Origin of the sequence: Acinetobacter sp. AG1 (assembly GCF_001005525.1) — a bacterium.
GTDB lineage: Bacteria > Pseudomonadota > Gammaproteobacteria > Pseudomonadales > Moraxellaceae > Acinetobacter > Acinetobacter modestus.
In genome coordinates this window covers 1-24,764 of sequence record NZ_LBMZ01000104.1, presented here as the reverse complement: position 1 = coordinate 24,764, position 24,764 = coordinate 1, and the positions used below count along the sequence as shown (strand labels likewise).

General features: G+C 37.0%; 24 protein-coding genes and 1 tRNA gene. 20 read left to right on the top strand and 5 right to left on the bottom strand.

Going from position 1 to position 24,764, the window contains the following annotated elements:
- Positions 1-153: 153 nt before the first annotated feature.
- Entirely contained in the window at positions 154-1,059 is a 906-nt protein-coding gene (ttcA, locus tag AAV96_RS06725) for a tRNA 2-thiocytidine(32) synthetase TtcA (RefSeq protein WP_004660841.1), read from the top strand.
- Between the two features lie 200 nt (positions 1,060-1,259).
- Positions 1,260-1,643: an SCP2 sterol-binding domain-containing protein gene (locus AAV96_RS06720; RefSeq protein ID WP_046738763.1), complete on the top strand. Its 384-nt coding sequence runs from the start codon at positions 1,260-1,262 to the stop codon at positions 1,641-1,643.
- A 52-nt stretch (positions 1,644-1,695) separates the two neighbouring features.
- On the opposite strand, the gene AAV96_RS06715 is transcribed toward AAV96_RS06720, so the two are convergent.
- On the bottom strand, positions 1,696-2,805 hold the full coding sequence (locus AAV96_RS06715; protein ID WP_046738762.1) for a transglycosylase SLT domain-containing protein: 1,110 nt from the start codon (positions 2,803-2,805) through the stop codon (positions 1,696-1,698).
- 371 nt (positions 2,806-3,176) lie between these two features.
- Here AAV96_RS06715 and greB point away from each other — a divergent pair, with 371 nt between their 5' ends.
- From greB to AAV96_RS06685, 6 genes are all read left to right on the top strand, one after another.
- Entirely contained in the window at positions 3,177-3,665 is a 489-nt protein-coding gene (gene greB / locus AAV96_RS06710) for a transcription elongation factor GreB (RefSeq protein ID WP_005214764.1), read from the top strand.
- 96 nt (positions 3,666-3,761) lie between these two features.
- Positions 3,762-3,851: transfer RNA gene (locus AAV96_RS06705), tRNA-Ser, on the top strand.
- Between the two features lie 168 nt (positions 3,852-4,019).
- Positions 4,020-5,234 carry a tyrosine-type recombinase/integrase gene (locus AAV96_RS06700; RefSeq protein ID WP_046738761.1) on the top strand — a complete coding sequence of 405 codons (1,215 nt, stop codon included), beginning with the start codon at positions 4,020-4,022 and terminating at the stop codon, positions 5,232-5,234.
- A 62-nt stretch (positions 5,235-5,296) separates the two neighbouring features.
- The gene (locus tag AAV96_RS06695; protein WP_046738760.1) at positions 5,297-6,886 is read left to right on the top strand and encodes a DUF262 domain-containing protein; all 1,590 of its coding nucleotides are present in this window, start codon (positions 5,297-5,299) and stop codon (positions 6,884-6,886) included.
- A 372-nt stretch (positions 6,887-7,258) separates the two neighbouring features.
- Positions 7,259-8,533, top strand: coding sequence for a hypothetical protein (locus AAV96_RS06690; protein ID WP_046738759.1), 1,275 nt, complete (start codon positions 7,259-7,261; stop codon positions 8,531-8,533).
- Positions 8,533-9,594: a hypothetical protein gene (locus AAV96_RS06685; RefSeq protein WP_046738758.1), complete on the top strand. Its 1,062-nt coding sequence runs from the start codon at positions 8,533-8,535 to the stop codon at positions 9,592-9,594. Before AAV96_RS06690 ends, AAV96_RS06685 begins: the two co-directional genes overlap by 1 nt.
- Positions 9,595-9,779: 185 nt before the next feature.
- On the opposite strand, the gene AAV96_RS06680 is transcribed toward AAV96_RS06685, so the two are convergent.
- From AAV96_RS06680 to AAV96_RS06670, 3 genes are all read right to left on the bottom strand, one after another.
- Positions 9,780-10,043, bottom strand: a complete 264-nt coding sequence (locus AAV96_RS06680; protein ID WP_046738757.1) for a Txe/YoeB family addiction module toxin — start codon at positions 10,041-10,043, stop codon at positions 9,780-9,782.
- Positions 10,027-10,290 carry a type II toxin-antitoxin system Phd/YefM family antitoxin gene (locus AAV96_RS06675; protein ID WP_004671839.1) on the bottom strand — a complete coding sequence of 88 codons (264 nt, stop codon included), beginning with the start codon at positions 10,288-10,290 and terminating at the stop codon, positions 10,027-10,029. The genes AAV96_RS06680 and AAV96_RS06675 overlap by 17 nt, the downstream gene beginning before the upstream one ends.
- 347 nt (positions 10,291-10,637) lie before the next feature.
- On the bottom strand, positions 10,638-10,904 hold the full coding sequence (locus AAV96_RS06670; RefSeq protein ID WP_046738756.1) for a helix-turn-helix transcriptional regulator: 267 nt from the start codon (positions 10,902-10,904) through the stop codon (positions 10,638-10,640).
- A gap of 203 nt (positions 10,905-11,107) precedes the next feature.
- Between AAV96_RS06670 and AAV96_RS06665 the strand changes: the two genes are divergently transcribed.
- Positions 11,108-11,959, top strand: a complete 852-nt coding sequence (locus AAV96_RS06665; protein ID WP_046738755.1) for a hypothetical protein — start codon at positions 11,108-11,110, stop codon at positions 11,957-11,959.
- A 56-nt stretch (positions 11,960-12,015) separates the two neighbouring features.
- Here AAV96_RS06665 and AAV96_RS06660 read toward each other — a convergent pair whose 3' ends face one another.
- The gene (locus tag AAV96_RS06660) at positions 12,016-12,717 is read right to left on the bottom strand and encodes a hypothetical protein (RefSeq protein ID WP_046738754.1); all 702 of its coding nucleotides are present in this window, start codon (positions 12,715-12,717) and stop codon (positions 12,016-12,018) included.
- Positions 12,718-12,857: 140 nt separating this feature from the next.
- On the opposite strand from AAV96_RS06660, the gene AAV96_RS06655 reads away from it, so the two are divergent.
- The 11 genes from AAV96_RS06655 to AAV96_RS06605 form a co-directional block, all read left to right on the top strand.
- Positions 12,858-14,555: a hypothetical protein gene (locus tag AAV96_RS06655; protein WP_046738753.1), complete on the top strand. Its 1,698-nt coding sequence runs from the start codon at positions 12,858-12,860 to the stop codon at positions 14,553-14,555.
- 421 nt (positions 14,556-14,976) lie between these two features.
- Positions 14,977-15,900: an inovirus-type Gp2 protein gene (locus AAV96_RS06650; RefSeq protein ID WP_046738752.1), complete on the top strand. Its 924-nt coding sequence runs from the start codon at positions 14,977-14,979 to the stop codon at positions 15,898-15,900.
- A gap of 64 nt (positions 15,901-15,964) precedes the next feature.
- Positions 15,965-16,924 (top strand): hypothetical protein, encoded by a 960-nt coding sequence (locus tag AAV96_RS06645; protein ID WP_046738751.1) that lies wholly within the window; start codon positions 15,965-15,967, stop codon positions 16,922-16,924.
- Positions 16,925-17,647: 723 nt separating this feature from the next.
- Positions 17,648-18,775, top strand: a complete 1,128-nt coding sequence (locus tag AAV96_RS06640) for a hypothetical protein (RefSeq protein ID WP_046738750.1) — start codon at positions 17,648-17,650, stop codon at positions 18,773-18,775.
- A complete protein-coding gene (locus AAV96_RS06635; protein WP_046738749.1) occupies positions 18,776-19,141 on the top strand; it encodes a hypothetical protein in 366 nt (121 codons plus the stop codon). It abuts the gene before it with no gap.
- Positions 19,142-19,173: 32 nt separating this feature from the next.
- Positions 19,174-20,316, top strand: coding sequence for a J domain-containing protein (locus AAV96_RS06630; RefSeq protein ID WP_046738748.1), 1,143 nt, complete (start codon positions 19,174-19,176; stop codon positions 20,314-20,316).
- A 171-nt stretch (positions 20,317-20,487) separates the two neighbouring features.
- Positions 20,488-20,862, top strand: a complete 375-nt coding sequence (locus AAV96_RS06625) for a hypothetical protein (RefSeq protein ID WP_046738747.1) — start codon at positions 20,488-20,490, stop codon at positions 20,860-20,862.
- A gap of 116 nt (positions 20,863-20,978) precedes the next feature.
- Positions 20,979-21,278 (top strand): hypothetical protein, encoded by a 300-nt coding sequence (locus tag AAV96_RS06620; protein ID WP_046738746.1) that lies wholly within the window; start codon positions 20,979-20,981, stop codon positions 21,276-21,278.
- A gap of 87 nt (positions 21,279-21,365) precedes the next feature.
- Complete coding sequence (locus tag AAV96_RS06615) at positions 21,366-22,421, top strand: DUF932 domain-containing protein (RefSeq protein WP_046738745.1); 1,056 nt, start codon at positions 21,366-21,368, stop codon at positions 22,419-22,421.
- Positions 22,422-22,599: 178 nt separating this feature from the next.
- Complete coding sequence (locus AAV96_RS06610) at positions 22,600-23,742, top strand: YqaJ viral recombinase family protein (protein WP_046738744.1); 1,143 nt, start codon at positions 22,600-22,602, stop codon at positions 23,740-23,742.
- Positions 23,743-23,895: 153 nt separating this feature from the next.
- The coding region (locus AAV96_RS06605; RefSeq protein WP_046738743.1) for a hypothetical protein at positions 23,896-24,764 on the top strand (869 nt) is incomplete at its 3' end.

Here is a 24,764-nt window from a genome sequence, read left to right as displayed (position 1 = left end):
AATCCAGACCGTTTTGACATAATTTGGTCAGAATTTTACCAGTATGAAACTGAAATATGACGATTGCACGAAATTGAAAAATTCTTTAGGTGCGCATCTTTTCGGAATCGGATAAAATCTTGCGGTATTTTTGTTTATGAGTAAATCACGTCTATGTACGCGCCAGTGGAGTCCAACCAAGGATTTAATTTTAAGCCTGAGCTTCCGACGAGTTCGGCATATTATCGCCTGTTGAAAAAGCTTCGTCGTCAAGTAGGGCATGCAATTCGTGATTACAACATGATCGAAGATGGCGATAAAGTCATGGTCTGTGTGTCTGGTGGTAAAGACAGTTACACGTTGCTTGATATTTTATTGCAGTTTAAACGTATCGCGCCGATTAACTTTGATGTTGTGGCTGTGAATCTTGATCAAAAACAACCAGGGTTCCCTGAAGATGTTTTACCACGTTATATGGAAGAAAATAACATTCCATATTACATTCTTGAAAAAGACACTTATACGATTACTAAACGCCTAACGCCTGAAGGTAAAACCTACTGTGCGGTATGTTCACGCCTACGCCGTGGTTCGTTATATGGCTTCGCACAAGAAATCGGTGCAACCAAAGTTGCATTAGGTCATCATCGCGATGACATTATGGCGACTTTCTTTTTAAATTTATTTCATGGCGGTAGCTTAAAAGCAATGCCACCAAAACTTCTTTCTTCAGATAAAAAGAATATATTGATTCGTCCTTTAGCCTATGTCGAAGAAAAAGACATTATTAAATATGCTGATCTACGAAAGTTCCCAATCATTCCATGTAACTTATGTGGTTCACAAGAAAACTTACAACGTGCAATTATTAATGACATGCTACGTGAATGGGATAAACAACATCCAAAACGTTTACATAGCATCTTTGGTGCCTTACAGAATGTATCGCCTTCACAATTGGCTGACCGTGAATTGTTTGATTTCGAAGCCTTAGATGGGCAACGTGAATTTGATATGAAAGACCCTGAAGAGATGAAAAATCGTCTTGATGTAGTGAACTTGAGTTTTGCTGCTGAATAAAATGTAAAACTTTTTGAAAAGGCACTTATTTAAGTGTCTTTTTTTTTATAAAAAAGAGCTAAAAAGTGAATTCTTCGTACAAAAAGCCATAGCCTAAAATAAAAATTACGTGCTATAACAGGGCACAAGCAAATTGCTTCATTTAATGTTATCTGGATAGATGACACAAGAAATTGAACAAATATATTTGAGGAATAATCATGGCTGCATTTTTAACTGATGATTGGTTTGCAACTGTTGAAAAACTTACTGCTGAAGCGGGTGATTTAAATTTACCACCAGCACTTGCGAATTTAGCGATTAACTTAGTTGTAACAGATGCAGCTGGTAATACCGAATTGGCTTTAGATGCTGGTAAAATCCAAAAAGGTTTGTCTACAAACGCTAAAACAACTTTAAACATGGATGCTGAAACATTACGTAAAGTATTCTTAGAGTTTGATATGGCTGCTGCGATGCAAGCGTTTATGACTGGTAAAATCAAAGTACAAGGTGATATGTCTCAACTTATGGCTTTACAAACAGCGAAGCCAAGCCAAGAACAAAAAGATTTATTTAAGAAAGTACTTGAGCAAACTGCTTAAGTCCTTTTCTTATAAAAAAGCTTACCGAGAGGTAAGCTTTTTTATTTTCAACTTAGACATCAATACGACTGTTGGTCTTTAAATGTTCTAAGTAAGTTCGAATACGTGTCACGTATTGAACTGCTTGTTTATATCGACCATTTCGCGCTTGGTTACGCTGTAAATAATCATATAAATTTACCCATTGATTTGGGTTTTTCCCTTGGTTTTTGATTCGGCTTTGAATCTGATTGACTGCACCTGGTCCCATGTTATAAGCGACCAAAGCATACCAATTACGGTCTGGATAAGGTACATTCGAAAATTGATCTAGCATCAGATCAAAATATTTCGCACCACCTTGAATACTTTGTATTGGATCAGATCGGTTGCTTACACCCATTGCTTGAGCGGTGCTATTGGTCAACATCATCAAACCGCGTACACCAGTGGGAGAAACCGATGTGGGTTTAAGATAAGACTCTTGATAGCCAATTGCAGCGAGCAAATGCCAATCTAAATTATATTTAGAGGCACTTTGTTTAAAGCTTGCTTTATAAATTGGCAAACGCTGATTCAGGTCTTTTTGAATCGTAGACCATGCTTCAGGTTTAACCACATTGCGATTATAAAAGGAAGCAAGTTGTTGGGTTATACCAAGCTGTTTGCTTTGACAAACAAATCCACTTGCAGTGAGCGTTAACGGATCATCAGCTTGCTTAAGTACCCAATTGAGTTGAGGATTTAATCCATTTTTACTTAAAGTAGCTTGATCACCACAACTTGCAGAAAAAGAGACAAGTTGTTTACTTTCAATGGTTGCTAAATTTGCAGTTGTCATCGCAAGATTAGCTTTACCTTGAGCAATCCACTTTAACGCAGTTGCATTATCAGGAACCGTTTTAAAATCGAGTTTGACATTTAAACTCTGGGCATAATTTCGTGCTAAATCATAGCCAAAACCATGCAAAAATTGCCCGTCTTTAAATACAGTTGTTGGGTTTTCAACAGCAACTACAGTTAATGTATTGGTTGTTACAACTGTATTGTATTGATGTGATTTTTCTGCGTTCAAACTATTAAATGGAAGGATTGCGATTCCTAATACCATCGTTTGAAATGAAAGTTTAGAAGATAAAGAGTTAAGGCTAGGCCTCGACCCAGAACTTGAATTACTGTGCATGTTGTCTCCGCTACAGGTAATTTATGCCCAAAAAGTTCAGCAAAACAAAGCTTTAACTTTTAAAAGTTGATAAATTCAATAAGGGTGGGCAAGTCATGACGCCATTCAAAATGACATAGGATTAATGGGAGAAATGATGTTCGTGTTACACATCATTCACAAAGTGTACAAAAATTAAACAAAACCAACTTAGGGGCGCATATTAAGCGCCGAAAAAAGGATTGTCAAATTTTGATCAATAAAAAAATGAGAAATACCTCACAAATGCATGATTTGAAAAAGAATAAAATTTATACACTGTTGTCATGCTAAAATAAGGAATACAATGCAAAAACTTGTAAATAGAATGTTGTTTTAACGTATTTGAACCCATGAAATCGAACTTAATTACGCGAACTGGACATGATTTATTGGTTGCCGAGTTGAAAAGACTATGGCATGACGAACGCCCAGAAATTACTAAAAAAGTAAATTGGGCTGCAAGTTTAGGAGATCGTTCAGAAAATGCAGATTATCAATACAATAAACAAATACTCAGAAAAATAGATCGTCGTGTCCGGTATTTAGGTAAACGTTTAGAAGAATTAAAAATTGTCGATTATATGCCTGAACAAGAGGGTAAAGTTTATTTTGGAGCTTGGGTAGAGATTGAAAATGATGACGGGGAGCAAAAAAAATTAAGGATTGTTGGGATAGATGAAATTTATGATCATCATCCCCAGCATATTTCGATTGAGTCTCCAATGGCACGTGCATTATTGAGCAAAGAGGTGGATGATGAGGTGGAAGTCATTACTCCATTAGGAAAAAAAGTGTGGTATATCAACTCAATTTGCTATGAAAAATCTAAAAATGCTTAAATTTTTACTGTTTTGATTTTATTTTGAGCATTTGATTGATTATTTTGAATAAAAGATTTGCCAATTCTAATTTTTATTTATATGATAGCCGCCATTGGAAGCGTGGCAGAGCGGTTTAATGCACCGGTCTTGAAAACCGACGAGGGTGTGAGTCCTCCGTGAGTTCGAATCTCACCGCTTCCGCCAAATTCAAGTTTCTGACACTGTTTAACACTATATAAGTTAATGATTTATAAGGTTAAAGTTGGAAATATACGATATAACAATACGTGACGCACTACGCCAATCGGTAGTTATAAAGTAGTAAAAAATGCAGTAAGATTATTTCTTACTGCATTTTTTTATGTCTGAATTATGGCAACTCGTGGAATCAATAAGCTTAGTGCTTTACAAGTCAAAAAAGCCAAACCTGATCCTGACAAGATGTATAAGCTGTCAGACGGTGGAAATTTGTATTTGCGTATTGACCAAAGCGGTAGTAAGTACTGGATCTTCAATTACACACGTCCATTCTTAGGCAAGCGTAACGATTTATCTTTGGGTACTTATCCTGAAGTTTCACTGGATGATGCCCGCACTATTCGTGATGAATATAAGAAACTCATCAAGCAGGGCATTGATCCAGCAATGGAGCGGATTGAAACTAAGTCTCAGAAACAAAAAGAGGCTGAAAATACCTTTCGTGTTGTCGCAGAATTATGGTTGTATAAACGTGAGTTAGAGCAAAAGCAGGATGAAGAAACCGTCCGTCGTTTAAAGCATGATGTCTATCCCTATATTGGTGATTTAACCTTTCCGCAGCTTACCTTAGAAATTCTTGAGATTAAGGTCTTTAAACGCATTATTGAGCGTGGAGCTTTATCTGTTGCCAAACGCCTTAAATCAGACCTCAATCAGATATTTAAATCAGCCCGTAAGAAAAAGCTGATCCAGTACAATCCGATTGAAGATATTGAACTGCCAAAACCACAAGGTGGGAACTTTGCAGCCGTGACAGAAGAGCATGATTTAGCTCCAATGTTAAATAAGATTTGGAACTACTCCAAACTTTACACACGCTGTTTACTGACAACGCAGGTGGCCTTAAAAACCTCTGTGCTGACATTTCAGCGACCTGGGGAGATCCGCAAGCTGAAAAAGGAGTATTTCTATCGTGAGGAACGCTGCTTTAAATTTACAGCCAGTAAAACCAAGCAACTTCATATTGTGCCATTGTCAGATCAAGCCTTTGACTTAATTGAGTCCATCATTGATCTGCATCCGTACAGCGAATACATCTTTGTGGGGCGAGATGGTAAGACCTTTATTTCAGACAATACCATCAACTCCGCTTTAAAGCGTTTAGGCTATGGTGGTGAGCAAACGGCACATGGTTTTAGGGCAACTGCTCGAACTATGTTGGATGAGATTTTAGAGCAGCGTGTGGATTTTATTGAGCATCAACTGGCACATAAGGTAAAGGACAATAATGGTACAGCTTACAACCGTACCAAGTTTTTGAATAATCGTCGGGAAATGATGCAGGAGTGGGCGAATTATATTGATTCATTACTTTTAATTAAACCATAGGATTTTTTTTGTTAATTGTATAATATTTATCATGAAATTTTAATAAAACATAGCGGGTTATAATGGCTGACATATCTATTCGAGATATTCTGAATCAAATTGGGAAAGGAAATTTAAGAATCCCTTCTTTCCAAAGAGGATTTGTATGGGATGCAGATTCTGTAGCTTTTTTAATGGATAGTATATATAAGGGATATCCTTTCGGAACGATTCAATTATGGAGAACTAGAGAAAAATTAGAAACAGAAAAACAATTTGGACCATTTCAACTTTTTGATAGAGATGCTGAATATCCTATTGATTATGTACTAGATGGCCAGCAACGTATAACTTCTATTTTTGGTGTATTTCAAACAGAGATAGAGTCAGATGATACTGATAACCCCTTTAAGATTTATTATGACTTGCACGCAGATGAGAATTCACAAGATTCTCAATTTGTTGCTTTATTAGATTCTGATGTAATACAACAGCGCCATTTTCCATTAAACTGTTTATTTGACACTGTAAAGTATCGAAAAGCAACAAAGAATCTAGAGGAAGAAATAGTAGAGAAAATAGATTTATTGCAATCAATTTTTAAAGAAGTAAAGATACCTTTTCAAACATTAGAAACAGATGATAAAACTAAGGTTGCGATTGTGTTTGAGAGAATTAATAGGAAGGGAGTTCCATTAGACACTTTACAACTCCTAACAGCATGGACTTGGAGCGAAAATTTTGATTTACAAGATAAATTCTACGCTTTAAAAGATGAGTTACATCCAATGGGCTTTGATGAGTTAGGTGAGAACTCAGATTTGTTGCTTAAAATATGTTCTGCTGTGCTGACACATGATACAAGTTCAAAAAGTTTGATAGAGTTGAATGGGAATACCGTCAGAGCAAGATTTGAAGAAGTATTAAATGGTATAAAGGGCAGTATTGATTTTTTAAAGAAAAATTTGAAAATAGAAAAACTTTCAAATATGCCTTACGAACATTATTTGATGCCGCTTACAGTATTTTTCTCTAATACGGGTAACCAGCATTTTAATTATACGTATGAGCAAAAAAAAACCTTGATTTCATGGTTTTGGAAAACAGCATTTTCTAAGAGGTATCATTCTGCAACAACCAATACAATAAACAGAGATATTCAAGAAGTAATTAAGTTAAAAAACAATGATGTCTCTTGTAAATTGAGTCAAATAAGCTGTGAAATTCATGCAGATTTCTTTTTTAATAATAAATTTACTATGAATACTGTCGTTACGAAGACTTTTATACTTTTACTTGCTCAGAATAGTCCTAAGAGCTTTCTGAGTGGTAGTAATATTAGCCTTTCTAATGTGCTCAAAGATTATAATAAAAATGAGTTTCATCATATTTACCCTAAAGCATTTATGGGTAAAGTAAGCGAAGAGAATAAAAAATATGATGTAAATTGTTTAGCTAATTTTTGTATGCTTTCGAGAGCGGATAACAAAAAAATTGATTGTTTAAGTCCCTCTGAATATAGACAGAATTTAATGCCGAGGGATGCTAATGAAATTTTTAGTTCAAACTTTATTTCAGAAAAAATATTAATTGAAGATGATTTTAATGGATTTATTGTAGATAGAGCAGAGAAATTAAGATCTTACACTGTTAATTTAATTAATACTCTGTAATTAGGTGTGAAGTTTTTAAATTTAAACAGTATGTTTTAGACGTGCTGTTTAAATTTTTTGCTTAAATTTTATCTTTATAATACTAGACTAATTTGTTTTTATTTCAGATTGACATGGTTGAAATAAAAATACATATACAGTTACATAATTATTCTGAAGTTTTTATAGATTGCTAAGGGTAATAACACTTAATTTTTTATGATATTGAAATGAGTTGATTTTTGATTGAAATTTATTTAATTGGCTTGATTTTTTACTTTTGTTTTTATATAAAATTAATATAAGGTTGGTCGTGTAATCATGATTTTTTAATTAATATTTTTAATATGTATATTTATTTTTTTTAAATTATATATTTAAGTAGGGTGGTTTATGTTAGAGAGCAAGCTTAAGGGGGCATGGATTATTCATCATGCTCAGAAATTAAGTGAAGTGAAATATGCGGATAATACATTTGATAATACACTCACAGCAGGTAAAGCAGGTTTACTTTTATCTTCCTTATCAAAGGATGATGAGTCTGAAATTAGCTCTTCAAGAGTACAAGCTTTAAGTACATATGCTGGAATCTCTAATTTGGAAAGAAAGCCATTATTAGATTTGTTAAAGGAGAAAGAATTAATTGATTATAGCAGCTCAGGTGATGTAGTAACTTTAGGCTTAACTCAACATTCTATTTTAGAACATACTGCAAATATATTTGATCAATATAGTAGTAATACTCAAGATATTGAAAATGCTTCAATTTTCTTAGCTGAGAAAGCATCAGAGGAACCTGTATTTCAAGTTGAAATTGGTGAGATGTTAAGTGATCAATTTAAACTTTCAAAGACTCATTTAGAATACTTATTTTCATCAGCAGAGACTATAGGGTTTACAGATGTTGAGACATTGTCAGATAAAGGGAAATTGTTGTTTAATGGGAATCTTTTTAAGAGACAATATTCTGAAAAGATTGGTAAAGTATTTCAATCACTAACTATAGAAGAAAGTACGAAAATAAATGAACTTAACGATAGAATAAAATCGGAAGGTTGTGTATCTATAAATGAAGGCATTCGTATTCTTGGACAAAAGCTTTTAGATAAACTTTTACCTATTGGTGTTTATGAAGTTAATATAGTATCTAACTCTAGAGAAGAGATTGGTTTCTTAACATTACCTGAGTCTTTCTCGAAATTTGGCAGTAATTCAATTGTTGATGATACATTTGATTTAGCTAAAGCATTCATAAGTTCTTTAAAATATGGAATGACTAGAAGTGCCTACGAACGTGGACAGATTCAAGCTATTGAGCCACTTCTAAGAAAACTAATAGGTGGCGGTCAAGTAGGTCCAGTAACAGCGATAGGACAAGATTATAAAGTACTTGAACTTAAAGGTGTTGTACAAGTTATTCCTTATGCTAATGGTCGATTTTACTTGAAATTGTTAAAAAAAGAGGTTGGTGAGATAGCATTGCTTGTATTAAGTTCTGGAAATGCAAGTGAGCATGCATTAATTGGTGGTAGTATTATTCCTTCAATAACTGTTACAGAGTTTAGTGGACCTGAAATAAATCGAGATTTACGTCGAAAAAAACAAGTAAAAACTAACCCAACTGCCACAAACAATATGTTAGATGCTTTACGGACGGGGGGGATTTAATGCCAGATTTAATTACGCTGCCTAAAGGTATGGCATTGGAAGAGGTGCTAAGAGATTATTTTCTAAAGACAGGTGCTTATGTTGTTCGAGGAGTTCCTTTTGTTTATGAGAATGATGATGTGACAGATATTGATTTATGGGTTTATTCAAGGGCTTCTTCATTCTCGAGAGAAATTACAATTGTTGATATAAAAAATAAAAAAGTTCCCCATGCTTTAGAGAGAATTTTTTGGGTAAACGGGTTAAAACAAGCGACCTATAGTAATAAAGCTATAGTTGCTACTACTGATTCTAGACCACTTATAAAAAGCTTCGCAAAGAAGCAAGATGTAATGGTGTTGGATGGGAAGTTTTTATCAAAATTAGTAAGAAATCAGAATATTAACGAAGAAAGACTTGTTGAGGAAAAGTTAATCAATTTAATCGATTCATATGAATTGCAGAAAATAGATGGCGATTGGAAAAATAGAATGAAATATTGTAAATCTATTTTATCAAAACCAATTAATTTTGATTCCTGTAACTCTTGGCTTGCTGAAGGGAAGTTTTTTGCAGAATTAGTGTTAACAAGAGAAAGGGAAAGAAATACAGCTCTCAGATGCCTTTATCTAATCTGTTCTTACCTTGCTTTAGGAATTGATTTCTGTATGAGAGAAATTTCTTTTCTTGAAACTCATGAACGAATAGAAAAGTTAAAAGAAGGATTTTTATTTGGAGGCCGTGGATTAGCTGGAACAAATGATTTAATCAAATTTTCAATGAATATGATTAGTCAATATGTAGAAGGGGGAGATATTCACGCAAGGCTTTTAAGACAGCGATTTGATAATGAAGTATCGAATTTACCTGTAAATATATTGGCTGAGTATTTCTCGAAAACAGAAACTATTAATCATATGTTTCAAGTTGCAAAAAGTTTAGAACAAATGGCAATGCAATCTCAAAATCCAACTTTACCAGATGTTATTGATATTAAATCTTATTTATATTGCTTGCTAGATTATTGGAAAATTAGTAGACAAGAGTTTTCATCTGTATTGAATGTAAATTCTAATATTTAAACAGTGATTTAAATATTAGGATATCAAAAACAGCCTGTTTCAGTTTATGCAGCTTTAAGCTCCTTCAGTTCAAGCCATTCAGTAGTTTGGTTTTTCTATCAAGTGGGCACACTTGCTATTAAATACGTGGGTTATGTAGTAAATGTTTTATGAAAAGAAGCCCTAACATTAAGTTAGGGCTTCTTTTATTCGTAGTGATAACGACAAGAAATGATGGTTATCGCTGCATCAGTTACTTCATAGACTAATCTATTTTTTTCATCTATTCGTCTGCTCCATAAACCCGATAAATCACCGAGTAATGGTTCAGGCTTGCCAATACCTTCAAAGGGTGTACGGAGACATTCTTTGATTAAGATGTTGATGCGCTTAAGAGTCTTTTTGTCTTGGCTTTGCCAATAGACATAATCCTCCCAAGAGGTTGGGGTAAAACTAGTCTTCCGTTTCATCTAAAAGTTCTCTTTCGATTGCTTTAGATGCCCGTAATTCTGCAATTGATTTCGCTAGGTGCGCTGCGTTACTTGGAGAAGACATGAGGTACAATGTTTCCATTATACTGTTGTAATAGTCTTGTCCCATTACAACCGCATGTTGACCTTCTTTCCTCGTAATTACTGCAACATCTGAATCATCAATAACACGGTCTAAAACCGTTTTCAGATTATTGCGAGCATCGGTATAAGTGAAAATTTGCATAGTCTTAATTTTCCTATTACTCAAGCATTACAAGTCATTAATTACGATCTGTAGGATATTCGCCACTATATTTTGACATTTCATTTAGCACTATTTTGGTCACTTCTTTAGATACATTGATCATTACATTTGGACACTATGGCTGGCTGTATTTTCGTCATTCACTTTTGGGCATTAAATTTAGATACTTAGATGGACGCTAGTTAGCTTATTACTCTTACAATTGCGACTAAGCATAGTAACTATAAAACTCTCGTGTGAAAATGTCAATTTTCTGTACAGACAATATTTTGTACATGATGTGAACGTGTAAGAAAAACAGCCTGTCGATGACAGGCTGCTTCATTTTATGCCGCTTGTAGTACTTTCTGTTCAAGCCAAGCATTGATCTGGCTTTCAGTCCATGTTGGCATACTTGCAGTCAGGTAGGTCGGTGCAGGGAAGTCACCACGACGGACCATCTTCCAAAAAGTGGATTCTGCGATATTCAACAAGCCTTTGCTGGCAGGCTTATATGAAACTTTGCGTCTACGACCGCTACGGTCCACATAGTCTTTTGCTGGACGTTCAGGGTAGTTCACTAAATCTTTTACACGATAACGGGACTCTAACATTTTACTAGTTTCCATTGAGCCAAATTTTACTCAATCATCAATTCGATTCAATCAGACTTTTGATGTGATGCCGACTTAATGACTGTCCATGACCTAATGGTAGTGACTCAGTGAGTTTTTTTTTAGCATACTACAAAAATAAAAAAATATTATACTAGAATATGTGTTAAATTTATAATTATTATAATATTTTAATTTTGAGTGTGATGAAAATTACTAATGAAGACATCAATATTCTAGAAGCAGAAATGCTTAATTGTTACCTTTACCATATTGGTGGTGTAGGGCATTTGGAAGAGCAACAGGCATTCTCCGCTGAAGAAATTGAATTTATAAAAAAATGTATGGCTGATGAGATTTCACTCAGAGGAGAAGCTCAACTCTCACAGTTTTATGAGCTGAATCGGTTACTAGATCGTATTGCTCAACTAAAAGAAGAATTATTGGATATGGAAGATAATCAAAAAAATAAACACAGTGTTGCTGGGTATAAACCAATACTTTATGCATACCTAGCACTTGATTTCGATCAGCATGTTTTTCAGCATCCTAAGTTACAACGCCGAATCAATGGCATAAAAAATGTGAAAAAGCGCTATGAAGGGAATCTCTATGAAAAGCGAGAGATCATTTATAGGGTATTACGAGAAACTGCAAAAATAAAAGGACGCTGGAAATCTGTAACGGCTGCAATTAATGATGTTTACCCGACACTGGAAAAAGAACTCAAAGCTTTTGATCAAAATTGGGTTAAACATCGTATAGCAGAAAATACCAGCAAAATTGCAGAATTACAGGAGGCTTTAGAAAATAATAAAAAGCGATATAAGCGTGCTGGTGATATCAAAATTCAGGATCGAACATACATCAACTACATTAAAAGCTTAGAAGAAAAAAACAGGGAATTTAGACAAGCTTTAAAAGCGTACAATGTTGCAGATATTTTGAAGAAAAAAATCGCTTTTAACTCGAATGATCAAGAACAAACACTTCTTAATCATGTACGGAATTGTCCAAAGCTGCTTGCAGAGATTATTGAAAAAGATTCCAAATAGGGGGGCTTTCGGGGCATCTAGAGATACATTACATTAATACAAGTATATGCAGCATCTCATTTCAGATAGGTTCGTAAATTATTTCTTATTTCAGCTTTATACTTTTCAACATCATCATCGTTGATTACTGGCTGATAATATTCTATTTCATGTTCTTTTAGTGTTTCCTTAAGGAATTCATTTAAAAGGTAAGCTCTAGCTAAGAGGTCATTCAACTCATTGACATGAACTTGTAAAAACAACTTATCACTTTCATTTTGCGCACATAATTTTTTGCAATGATCTAGTTCATTTTTTAAATGTTGAACACGAATAGAAGATCTATCTAACTTATCGAAATGCTCGAATTGTAATTTTTGATTTTGATATTTTGTGACCAAATATTCAACAACAACTTCCTCACGATCATAATGATTCTGTTCTTTAAATGCAGATAAAAAATTTGCAGTTTCTTTGTTTAGTTGATATTGCTTTTTGACTTTATTTTTGTCTTTTACTTTTTTCTTGAAAGTTCGGAACTTAGCTTTTAACTTTTCGTAACAGGATGGTGAGAGCCAAATTTGCATGCCATTACTTAATATTCCATGAATTGAGTCTTGCAGCTGGAATTGAGGATAGATATCCAAATTTGGTATGTAGCCTCCATTTGTTCTTCTGACAAGACCTTCCTGATTTTCACTTTCCTTTTTTAGAAATTCTGCTTTAAGCAGACTGTCTTCTAAGCACCAATCTTTTAAAAAAATTTGAGGTCGACCCATTTTTAGCTCCAATTCAAATATCTAATAAACCGATTTTATTTTTTAAAAACTAAGGATAAAACGATTTTTTGATTATTTATGTTAATAAACATTATATATTAAGTTAAATTAATCATTATTTATTTTTAATAGTTGTTTTTATGAAAAAATATGAAAAATCGCTAAATAGACAAGAAGAACTAAAGGCGATTGCAATACTTATGCTCAGGCAGATGGAAATCAATTTAGCTCCTATTGATCGTATTATTTTTTTAAGATTATTGATCTGTTATGGAGGTCGGAAAATTTCATTAGCGGACCTAAAAACTCTAGCTGAAGAAGTTAAGGTGAATTGGTTAACATTAAAAAAATCATTAAAAGCTTTAGCCGAAAAAGGATTATGTGAGCAGGTAGATGAAAAATCCTTTAAGTTGAATATAGGACTTTTACCCAGACAAGTGGGTTATCGATGGAGGTGGATGCCATCTGATCGGTTGATTGTTACTTTGGAAAAAGCAAAAGAAGGTGATCAATCTACAGCAGAGTTAAAAGAGAATAAATCGGCAAAAAAAAGTCATAAAATAATGGGGGGTAAAAAAACTGCTTCTGAACTTGCCGCTCGCTATCCACGATATGATTTTTTAGAAATTCTGTTTGGACTAATATTTGATGTCAAAATAAGCCATAAACAAAAAAATGCTGATCAATTATTAGAGCTTAATTATAAGCAGTGGCTTGTGTTAGTGAACATCGTGCTGTCAAGTGATTCTAATGGAGTTGTTTTAAATGTAGGAACTTATGAATTATCTAATTGGACAGGAATGAGCCGTAATGCATTACAACGCGCGATTGCAGAATTACTTAGCATGGGGATTCTTCGATCTAAACTTGATGGGACATTAAACAATGTATATTTGAGTTTTGTTTCTGCGATCTATTTTCTCAACCTTTCTCACGCGATTTGGGGCGAGAAACGAATTTTTGGGAGATATTTAATTTTCAATCGCCCTCAACAGACCACCATTTTAAAACAGCTTCTTGAATCAGTTGATAGATGGGATCCTAATGAACCCTTGAGTAAATTTAAAACTACAGAGTTTATTCTAAACCGAAATAAAACATCAGATTCTGTGGAAAATGCTTATATTCTCGAATCTAATGAATATTCAATCCCGAATATCCTGCAAACAGGCGAAATATTTAATACAAAGTTTCATCAGGAGTTTCAGCTATCACGTAGCCATGCTTCCGAACAAAAAGAACTATTGTTAAACACAGAAGAATTAAATTTTAAAAGACTGGAATATATGTTTTGTTATCTTGCATCTCATTGTCCTTACATCACTTTAACTATTCACCAACTACAGGGTCATTTGGTGCCTGAAAATGTAAAACTTATGATGGTGAAGTCGTTTAAGGAGGTTAGGGTTGTAGAACAGATAGAGCGAAAAGCCAATACTCTTCTTATAAAGCTGTCTGATATCATGATGGCTCAAAATCATTTGAAACAGCAAATTCTGTCTTTACTTATACAATATGTCTATAGAAGTGAGCTGAGCCATATTTTGGATGTTCTGGCTGAGATTACGGATCGTAAACATGACAATAAAGTGGTGCCGCTAGGTTGCGTTGGCAAATTAATGTCTCATAAAATTTACTTTAGTTCTGATTCTCATCTTAAGCATGATGAGCTGTTTTGTATTCAATATACTGAGGCAAAGATTACAGATCCTAAAATTTATGAATCAGCAGTCATTAAGGCATATAAACGTTCTATCAAGCAAATAGACTACGATTTAAAGAAACAAATCGAGTTAGGTCTACTCAACGAAAAATGCTTGGGTGATAAATTTGAGTGACTTTTGTATGAGAAATGCTAATTTCTGCCTTAACTCTCGTAAATGAGATTTTCTCTGAAAATACAGGGTTTATAGGGTGGCGGAAAATAGATTGATCTATGAATCGATTGATTTTGCAACTACTGAGTGTTGTGATAAGTCGGTAAATAATACTATTAAATTAATATTAATAAATACTTAATGAATTCAATCATAAACACATCACTAATATACCCATAGTGAAATTAGAGACTTAATAAGATGTCTATGGAATCTTGTAACAGTCAATCAATTCGCTACTATCCCTAAATTCAACTTATCAAGATTAACCCTGAGATCGATCTGGATCTTGGTGTAGGATTCGCCATGTAAGCTTTTTTATACATAAAAAAATAATGTTTTCTCCTTAGTTATGTACCAAACATAACGAAGGAGCATCTCAATGCAATATGACTTAACTCATCAAGCTGGCGTCATGAAAGCCGTAGATGGCTTCGTTGACTGGGTGCTGAATCTGGAGCTAAATCAATCTTCCTTTATCATACATCTTTGCTCACTGATTCCTGCATTTCAGATCTTTGATCAAGACGATATTGAGTACAGTGCATCCATTCAGGCTTTTAAAGATATGACTCAAGTCATCGAGGCACTAAGAGGGACTTTATGTCTTGAGGATTATTTATTTCAGCTATCTTCAATTGAAGTATTAAAGTTAGTGCGAAGATTGAGGAGTCACCGTAGTCAGATTCTAGATGAGATTCGCTTATTCAGGCAGCAGGAATCAGCTAATCAAGATAACTTTCTGACTTATGTTCAGCAAATGATTCAAGATCATTATCAAGTTCTGATTGTTCGTGTGGATTTGGGCTATTTAAAAGACTCTATGTCAAATGTTACAGTTCATGACTTCTATCTCCATATCCAGTCTCTATGCAAGTATCTAAAAGATAAGAATGGCTGTTTTAAGCATTTATTGGGTTACGGTTTAGCTTTAGAGCAAGGGTATAAAAAGGGTTATCATGCGCATCTAATGCTAGTCTATAACGGCTCAGAACGCTGTCAGGATTGGTATCTCGGGGATCAGGTCATTCTAAAATGGCGTGCTATTACACATAGCTGGGGATATGGGAGGAATGGTAATACTAAAGAAAACAAGGAACAGTTTGCCATTAAAGGCTTACTGGGTATTGGCATGATTCACCGTAAGCATCCAAAAGAGTTCCAAAATGCGTTGAATGTTGCTAAATACTTAACGAATCCAGAAAAGTATCTACAACAGATGTTAGTTAAACCGATTAATAAAAGAACCTTCTTTAAAGGCATTTACCGAGTGCATGGGCGTAACTATCAACTCATATCCGATTAAGTGCCTGTAAAAAAATATGGATGGGGCAGTTCTATGAAATCCACAACCTTGTAGAACGACCTCCATGGATATTACATACATTGAACACCAAACAGCACCACGCCTAGAGAAAGATGTGCATGATTTTTTTACTCAGGTGCGCTATGGGGCTTCAGGTTCCAAGAAAAGCGATGTTGAAAATGAAAAGAATCTGAAACAGGAATGGTTACAGGTTTTATCTGATTATTTTTACGATTGGAATTTTTTGATGTATTCGCATCGAGATGCTGAGTTGGGCTTTTGGATTACTCTATTTCGAAATGCTTATTTTTGTGTGTTATCACAGGTAAATCCGTGTGTGTATTACTTTGTACCAGATACGACATATACTAAGAAATGGATGATTGAGCAGATTCTTGAAAAACTCAAGACACTATTTTGGACGACGGGCTTTATTGAGTTTTTACATCAGTGCAATGAGCAATATGAGAAGCATATCAATCAAATTCGAGATTCTTATATTGGAGTGAGCAAGATAAGTGTAGATGCACCAGATATTAAGTTTTATCTGAGTTTTCCTTCAGGAACAGAGCAACTGCAATCGATTAATTGGGTGATTCGATCCTTTCGAAAATTTGAAAAAAACTTGAAATGCCAACCTTGGTTTAGAGGCCAAGTCATATTTACTTACTATCACTTAATTCGTGATAGCTACAGAAACTGCTACGTAATTCGTTTTTACTTAACCTTTCAAAAAGTTTTTTATTCTATTGATACGAATTATTCAGCTTTGATACAGCGATTATGGCAAGAAGCAACTGATGGATTAGGAATGTTATTGATTATAGATGAGGAGCAAGCTAAGCAGCCAGCAGCTAATCCTTTTGGTTTGGGCCGTGATGAAGTTCTGGCATTTCCTGAGCCAAAAGCCCCTTTAGATGATTTAGACGATGTACCTGAAGTTGCTTCTAGTGTATCGGAAAAGATGAATAAGATTTGTATCCTAACACGTGGGTTTAAAACCTTTCATGGCAAAAAATGGTGATTCAAAAATCAAATGTGAAGCAATTAACCTCTGTATCTATTTGATTAGATATGGAGGAATTTGAGGGGCATACGAGTTGGTTGGATTGCGCATGAGGTTAATACGTGGATTGATCAAAAGATCAGTGAACGTGGAATTACCTCAACTTGAGGTTTATTCAATATCTTAGCTTGTTAACCCATCATTTCGCCATAACCAAGATAGAAGTCCTGAAACTCTCAGCTAAGCTTGATGTCTTTTCACTAAAACTAACACTCTGCTGCGGCTATTATTAAGTCTCTGTGATTATGATTACTTGTGAATAAATATAGATAACCTAAACATTCACTGGTGTTAGAACATTGACACTCTAAAATTTGCTGATTATCCTTTCGATGCTGACCTACATTGTCAGTTGGTTTTGACAGACCATTACACAAGACACCAAAAAGTTCGCTTTTTGGTGGCGGACTCGTTCGTCCCTCAATCGTTGCGGTAGGGGTGATTGAGGGACGCCTTGTGCGTGCTGGCTTCTTGTGTACCAGTCTGTCAACCCTCAATTGCTCCTGCCACCATCAAATGACAGTGATGTGGTAGAGCTCTTTAATTACACAAGGAGTCGCCCATGCGTCTAAATCCTCTTAATTTCTCATTCTTTTATATACCCCAGTGCTGTGTACGGCTTTGTCATCGTTAGACCAATAACAGCATAACCAAAACAATAATTTTATCTGGGGTAAACAAATGAAGGATCTCCATCCTCTGTTTGTCTGTGTGCTCGGATCATTTTTACTGATCGGCTGTGGAAATAAAAATGCTTCCACTGAAGTTTTACGCCCTGACGAAAATGCAGCACTCAGTCAACGACTCGCACCAACACATCGACCTGTTTTGGTCGAAGCCAAAGCAATACAACCTTTTCTTAATCAACAACAACTGCCCGAATCTGATGTTTCAGGCTTCCGTGATTATTTGCATGGTCAATCAGGCAATCGATCTGGATTGCTACAATTCCGAGAAAAACTGCAACTCAAGCCCAATCAAATCTTGCTCTTAGGAATCGAAAAACCCAATCAAGAATTGCTACTGGAATTTCTCAACAATGACTTATTTGCCAGTGCCAATGATTTAGTGATTAACCATGCACGAATGTTGAAGACCCCAGTTGCAGGAGAGAGCAAAGGGGAGTTTGAAACTACCGAGCAATACCAGCAACGGATTCAGACAGAACAAGGTACTTTAAAAAAAGCCACAGCCCATCTCAATGTTGAGCTTGGACGATTGGAAGATGCCTTAAATTATTTGGCTTATCCCATTGCGATCAATGTACTCAGCCCATCCAGTGAAGACTCAGCTCAGTATGATGCGGATCGGCAAGTCATGCACATACAGGCATCCAGTACCAACGCAGCGGGTTACTATGATTCGACTGTATCCAAGCTCAATCTGGTATTTGGTGCTTCAGCCAAAGATGCAGAAATCATTTTAGGCAATCTACGAGATGAACGAGATAAGCGAAACTATCTTGGTTTTATTTTGAGTATGCAGCAAGGGCAATTGGTTTTAGAACAAGCCATCCTGTATCAGCACAATAACGATGATGATCGTTATCTGCGCTTAGCCACCATCAATCCCTCACAACTGTATTTGACCACTCACCCATTAAATGCAGATGAGTCAAACAAAGCACTCAATTCAGAACAGCCATACCCACTCAAACAAAAGCTGCCTTTCCAGTTTGGTCTCAAGCAATACCATCCGCCTGAACAGCAACAAGCTGAGCCTAAACTCGATGTTCGACCACCAACTGAAGAAGAAATCACCCAGCTTAGCCTCAATGCAGGGGCTAGTGATATTGAGGGGGCACTGTAAATGTTAGCGATCTTTAAACATAAATCCGTACCAAACATCCAACTCCTGTGTGGTCTGTTGTTACTCGGCAGCCTGTATGGATGTGGCAGTAAGCACACACCGACTGAATTGCCTCAAGCAGATGCAGTGCTTCAGTTATTACATGCTCAAGATGCCTCAGTGATCCAGATCAAGTTACAGCAATGTCAGGTTGGCAATCTGTTTGCAGGGCAAGAAGGGACAAGTTCTAAATACGACATCTATCGCTGTCAGATCACGGTTGAACGCTTTGATGATGAATATCAGCAGTCCTTCCTCAAAGATCAGGTCGTCCATCTACGTCCTTATGATTCAGAGACAGGCTGGCAATTGGTTGCATCGAACTAAGCACGATCATAAAGATGAAGAGTGAAAAAATAATGATGGACTTTAATCAATTTAAACAACAGTTCCCGCAGTTGGATTTATTACAGGCTGACCCCGCTATTTTCCTAACACCCCAGATTCCTATGAACAAGATTCTAGGTGCCATGAGCTATCTGCCTCCTAAGACCAAGCCTGAAGAAGTATTACTCTTGGTCGATGAAACGGTATTTGGTCAGGGCAAAAATGGATTATGTCTGACGACACAAGGCATCTATTTCAAAGAAGCTTTTGCCAATGCAAATACCTATCCAATGAAAGCAATCACGTCAGTGGGTTATGCGATGGGAATGCTCAGTAAACAGTTAGTGATCAATGGCACTGTTAAAGTGACTTTGGCTCAACCTGAAAAGGCAGGGTTAAGGCTATTGGCAGATTTCCTGAATCAATATTGTGCGCTTTATAAAACACAGACTGATTCATTGTCATCTGCATCTACACGGCAAAAACATCAACAAAGCAATCACACCATTGCCAATCTACAACCGATCATCAAACTGTATGCCTACTTATTACTGGGGTGGCGAGGTGAGTGGAATGAGCAGATGAGGACATTGATGCGTCAGTTATTTGACCGTGATTTTATCCATCAACAGGATCAAAGCTTCCTCACTCAGTTCATGCAACAAGATCAGCAATTCGATTTTTTTGAAATCCTAGATGAAGTGACTTCGATTCAAAACACCCTGCCGCCACAGCTATGCCATAGCTTGCTTGAAGAAGTTCTGGTCTTGATGGAAAAAAGGAACTTTGAGGTTGAAACAGCACGAAGCCATTTCTTTCAGATCAGTACAGCTTTCAATGTTGATCAAGCAACTGCATCAAATATTCTTGCACAATTTCCCGTATTTATGACGGGCCATGGCGAAGCAGAACAAGAGCGTACTTCAGCATTCTCGTATTCCATGCCGACCAACACCTTGACTCAAGCACAACAAGCGGCTTGTGAGTTACTCGAAATATCTCCTGAACAGTTGGATCGTCAAACGCTGACCCAAGCTTACCGTCGTAAGATGGCGGATTTCCATCCTGATCAATACCAACAATTGCCTCCAGCGGTACGACAGTTGATTGAACAACGGGCACAACAACTGAACCAAGCACGCAACTGTTTAGAGGAATTTCTAGAATCCGCTTAATCGCAGACCCTAGCAGCTTTGTCCAATGTGAATGGCTTGGATATTTAATCAGAATAAAGAAATTTCAAATACATATTACCTCTCTGAAGACCCAGCACCTAGCCAAGACACAACCTGACTGAGTGCTGTTCTAACATTCAAGAAAGTAAACCGAATAAAGGAAAAAGAATTGTGAAACGATTAACTAAATTATTACTGCCTGTCTTGATCACATTGCCACTGATATTGACAGGATGTGGTTCAGGTTTTAACCCCGATCGTATGGAAGTCAACCTCAATACGGAATATAGCCAAGGTGGACTGTATGACCGAACCTATGTGATTTTGACTTTACGTTCAGTGGACTCTACACCGATCACACTCAACAAAGTCGATGTGAATAATGGACGCTGTAGCTATACAGGTCGATACAATGATCCAATCAAGCTGCCTGCCTATTTCCAGATTGGACAATCCCTACAACTGTACTTGCGCTGTTCCTACGATGCTGTAGTGAAGGTCGATATTGAGACTGATCAAGGTGCAGCAAGTTATAGCTTTAAATAACAAACCGAAAGCACACACATCAACCATGCCCAAGCGGCATGGTTTTTTATGCCTGAAAAATCTAAAAATTCAGACATAAATATTCAACATCCAAATCGACTTACAGGACTTCCGTGATGAGCAGCGTACATTGTCCTTATTGCCATTCTGAACAGGTGATTCTCAGAGAATCCCAACCGAATAGTCCGCAGTATTTTGAAAAAATTCTCGATGCATTCTCACCGCCAGCGATGGCTGCACTGGGTATCAAGTTAGCAAAAGAAGCAGGCATTCCCCCGTATATCGGTGGGCTGATTGGTGTGGTGGTCGGTGGAACACTGGTCTTGGTCAGTCAGCATTATTTCTATCAGCATTATAAATCCGCCCAACATTACCGCTGTCTGCAATGCGGACAAAACTTTGCTGTGGCTGCTTAAGCTTCAGTATCAAATCTCAAATGTATACACCCGATTTTACGCAATTTTATTTTTAAACAACTTCACTTTTATATAGGAATGATTCTTATGGCACATTTAGTTGAAACCATGGCATTTGTTGGACAAACCCCTTGGCATGGTTTGGGCAATCAACTGACTCCAAACCAACCCATCGAAGTCTGGGCACAACAGGCAGGTATGGATTGGCGGATTGAATCTTCGGATGTCAGTTACATGGCACAAAACCATCGAGGACAAAACATTATTATGCCCTTTGAAGAACAGCGCGTACTTTACCGCTCTGACACGCATGAGCCTTTATCGGTAGTGAGTCAACGCTTTCAGGAAGTGCAACCGATGGAAATTCTACACTTCTATAAAGACCTGACTGAGCAATCAGGCTTTGAACTGGAAACCGCAGGGGTACTCAAAGGAGGTAAGAAATTCTGGGCACTGGCACGTACAGGACAAAGCTCAGCCTTAAAAGGTAAGGATGTCAGCAATGGCTATATTTTATTGGCAACCGCCTGTGATGGCACACTGGCAACCACCGCTCAATTCACGTCTATTCGAGTTGTCTGCAACAATACTTTAGCCATTGCCCTCAAAGGACAGAATAATAGTGCAGGTGTGGTTAAAGTCCCTCACAGTACAAAGTTCGATGCGGAGAAAGTTAAACAGCAATTGGGGATTTCAGTGCGTGCATGGGATGACCATATGTATGAAATGAAACAACTGAGTCAGCGTAAAGTGACCCAGCAGGAAGCAGCAGCCTACTTTGATGCAGTGTTTAACAACACTAGCCTGAGTACAGCAGAACAGGATGAAAGCATCATTCAATTCTATCGCAATGCAGCCATGCCAAATCAAGGCATCACGCCAGTAAGTAAAGCTGATAATAAAACTGAACCGAATGGACGTGCCATGTCGAAAGTCATGACTATGTTTAACGGACATGGGCGAGGGGCAGAACTCAGCTCAGCCAAAGATACGGCGTATGGTTTACTTTGCTCTATCACAGAATTTTGTGATCATGAACGTCGAGCGATGAGTACTGATCATCGACTCGATTCAGCATGGTTCGGTGCAGGGGCAGCGATTAAACAACGAGGACTTGAACAAGCCCTGCGAATGGTGGCTTAAAACTATTTGACTCGCTGAAATTATTTTCAGTTTTATTTAAGCTAAGCCAATTAATTTAAACATACGGTAAAGCCGTAACAAGCATTGCAATTCTCATTTCGCCACATCATCCCCGATGTGGCTTTTTTTATGCTCGAAATTCAGCTTTTACACTTTTACCGCTACAGGAATATTTCTAATGAATACGAATACTCAGATTCAGAACACACTAAATAACCCACCACTACAACCCTATGTACCTAACTTAAATCAACTCACACAAAACTCATCAACCCAGCAGATTGAGGTAGGAACCCGAAGCAAACGTGATCGACCGAATACGCAACCACGAAAAACCAAAGCTCCAGTAGCCAAGCGTCTCGCCAATACCAAGCAGATGAATTATCAGCAATGGCTCGAAGTCAGAAAACAGGGGATTGGCAGCAGTGATGCCGCTACCGCTTGTGGACTGAATCCTTATATGTCGATGTTGGAACTGTGGATGATCAAAACAGGTCGGATGCAACAAAACATCGAGGATGAAAGTGCAGGCTATGCCCCTTTGTACTGGGGCAAACAACTTGAACCATTGGTCGCTGAATACTACAGCATGCACACCAATAATAAGGTGCGTCGAGTCAATGCAGTGCTGCAACACCCTGATGAAGACAAACGCTTTATGTTGGCGAATTTGGATTATGCCGTAGTGGGTAGTGAAGAAGTTCAAATCTTGGAATGTAAAACCGTGGGGGAATATGGCTCTAAGCTTTGGCGAGATGGTGTACCACTTTATGTCCTCTGTCAGGTACAACATCAACTGGCAGTCACAGGTAAACAAGCCGCACATATTTGTGCCTTGATCTGTGGACATGAAACCAAGATTTTCAAAGTCACACGGAATGAAACCGTGATCCAGCACATCATTAATGCCGAACGTCACTTCTGGCAATGTGTGGAATCAGATATTCCACCGAGTGTCGATGCTTCTGATTCAGCAGCCAAAGCTTTGCAGCAACTCTACCCTCAGCAAATTCCGTTATCAGTAGAAGACCTCAGCCAAAATGAACAAGCCAACTATTTATTTAACCAATTGCTTGAGGAAAGGCATAAGGTTGAGCAACACCAACAGTATTTTGATGAACTCAAACATCAACTACAAATGATGATGAAAGATGCAGAGAGAGCGGTATTTACAGGTGGATCAGTCACTTGGAAAAAGTCTCAAGACTCGGTCAGCCTAGACAGTAAATCCTTACTGAAAGAGCATCCTGAATACCTACAGCAGTTCCCTCAAACTAAAGCAGGAACGCGAAGATTTCAAATCTACCCGAATGGTGGATAAGGAAGAAACGCATATCCACCATTTATTTCCTAACTACGTATCAAATCAATCAATATCAAAAAATCACTGATCCCATGCCTCAATAGGTATGGGATTTTTTATGCGCAAAATTTTATTTACCCGAATTTATACATCACTATAGAGGACATCACCATGATTAAAGGTTTAGCTATTACCCCACCTGTACTCGGTCGTATCAGCATCGGCAAGATTGTCGAAAAGAATGGAAAAAGACTGCCTGAAAAGGATGATCAGTTTACCATTACCAGCCAAATCCAAAATAAGGATGGTTGGGTGAAACATCCATTAGATGAGCAACTACGTGCTAAAGCACCCAATCAAAACCAAAAACTCAGAACCATTCCAGTACGGATGATTTTCAATGATCCTGAATTGAACCTACGAGCAGAGTACAGCTTATTTGATCGACAAACAGGACGTTTAATCTGCTCAGGCAATGGCGAAAGCTGTCAGCGACTTGGACCAAATGGCATTGAACAACACTCATGCCCATCACCTGATTTATGTCCACTGGCACAGGGTGGACTATGCAAGCCCTACGGAAGACTCTATGTCAATTTAGATGAATCAGATGAGTTTGGTACATTTATCTTTAGAACCACAGGCTTTAATAGTATTCGGACGCTGGCAGCACGACTGAGTTATTACCATGCAGCTTCAGGTGATTTACTTTCATGCTTGCCATTACAACTGACTTTACGAGGTAAAAGCACTACACAAAGTTATCGTACTCCGATCTATTACGTGGATTTAACCTTACGTGACGGCACAAATCTTAAAGAAGCGATTACTTCAGCCAAACAAATTGATGAGCAGAGTAAGGCAGCAGGATTTTATCAGGAGGCTTTGGATTATGTGGCAAGGCAGGGTTACGGCAATGCCAGCTTTGAGGTCGGTGGTGAAGAGGGGGTGGATATTGTGGAGGAGTTTTATACAGATGAACCCAAACAAGAATCATCTCAGTCAACACATGACCTGAGTCATGTGCAGGATATTCAGAA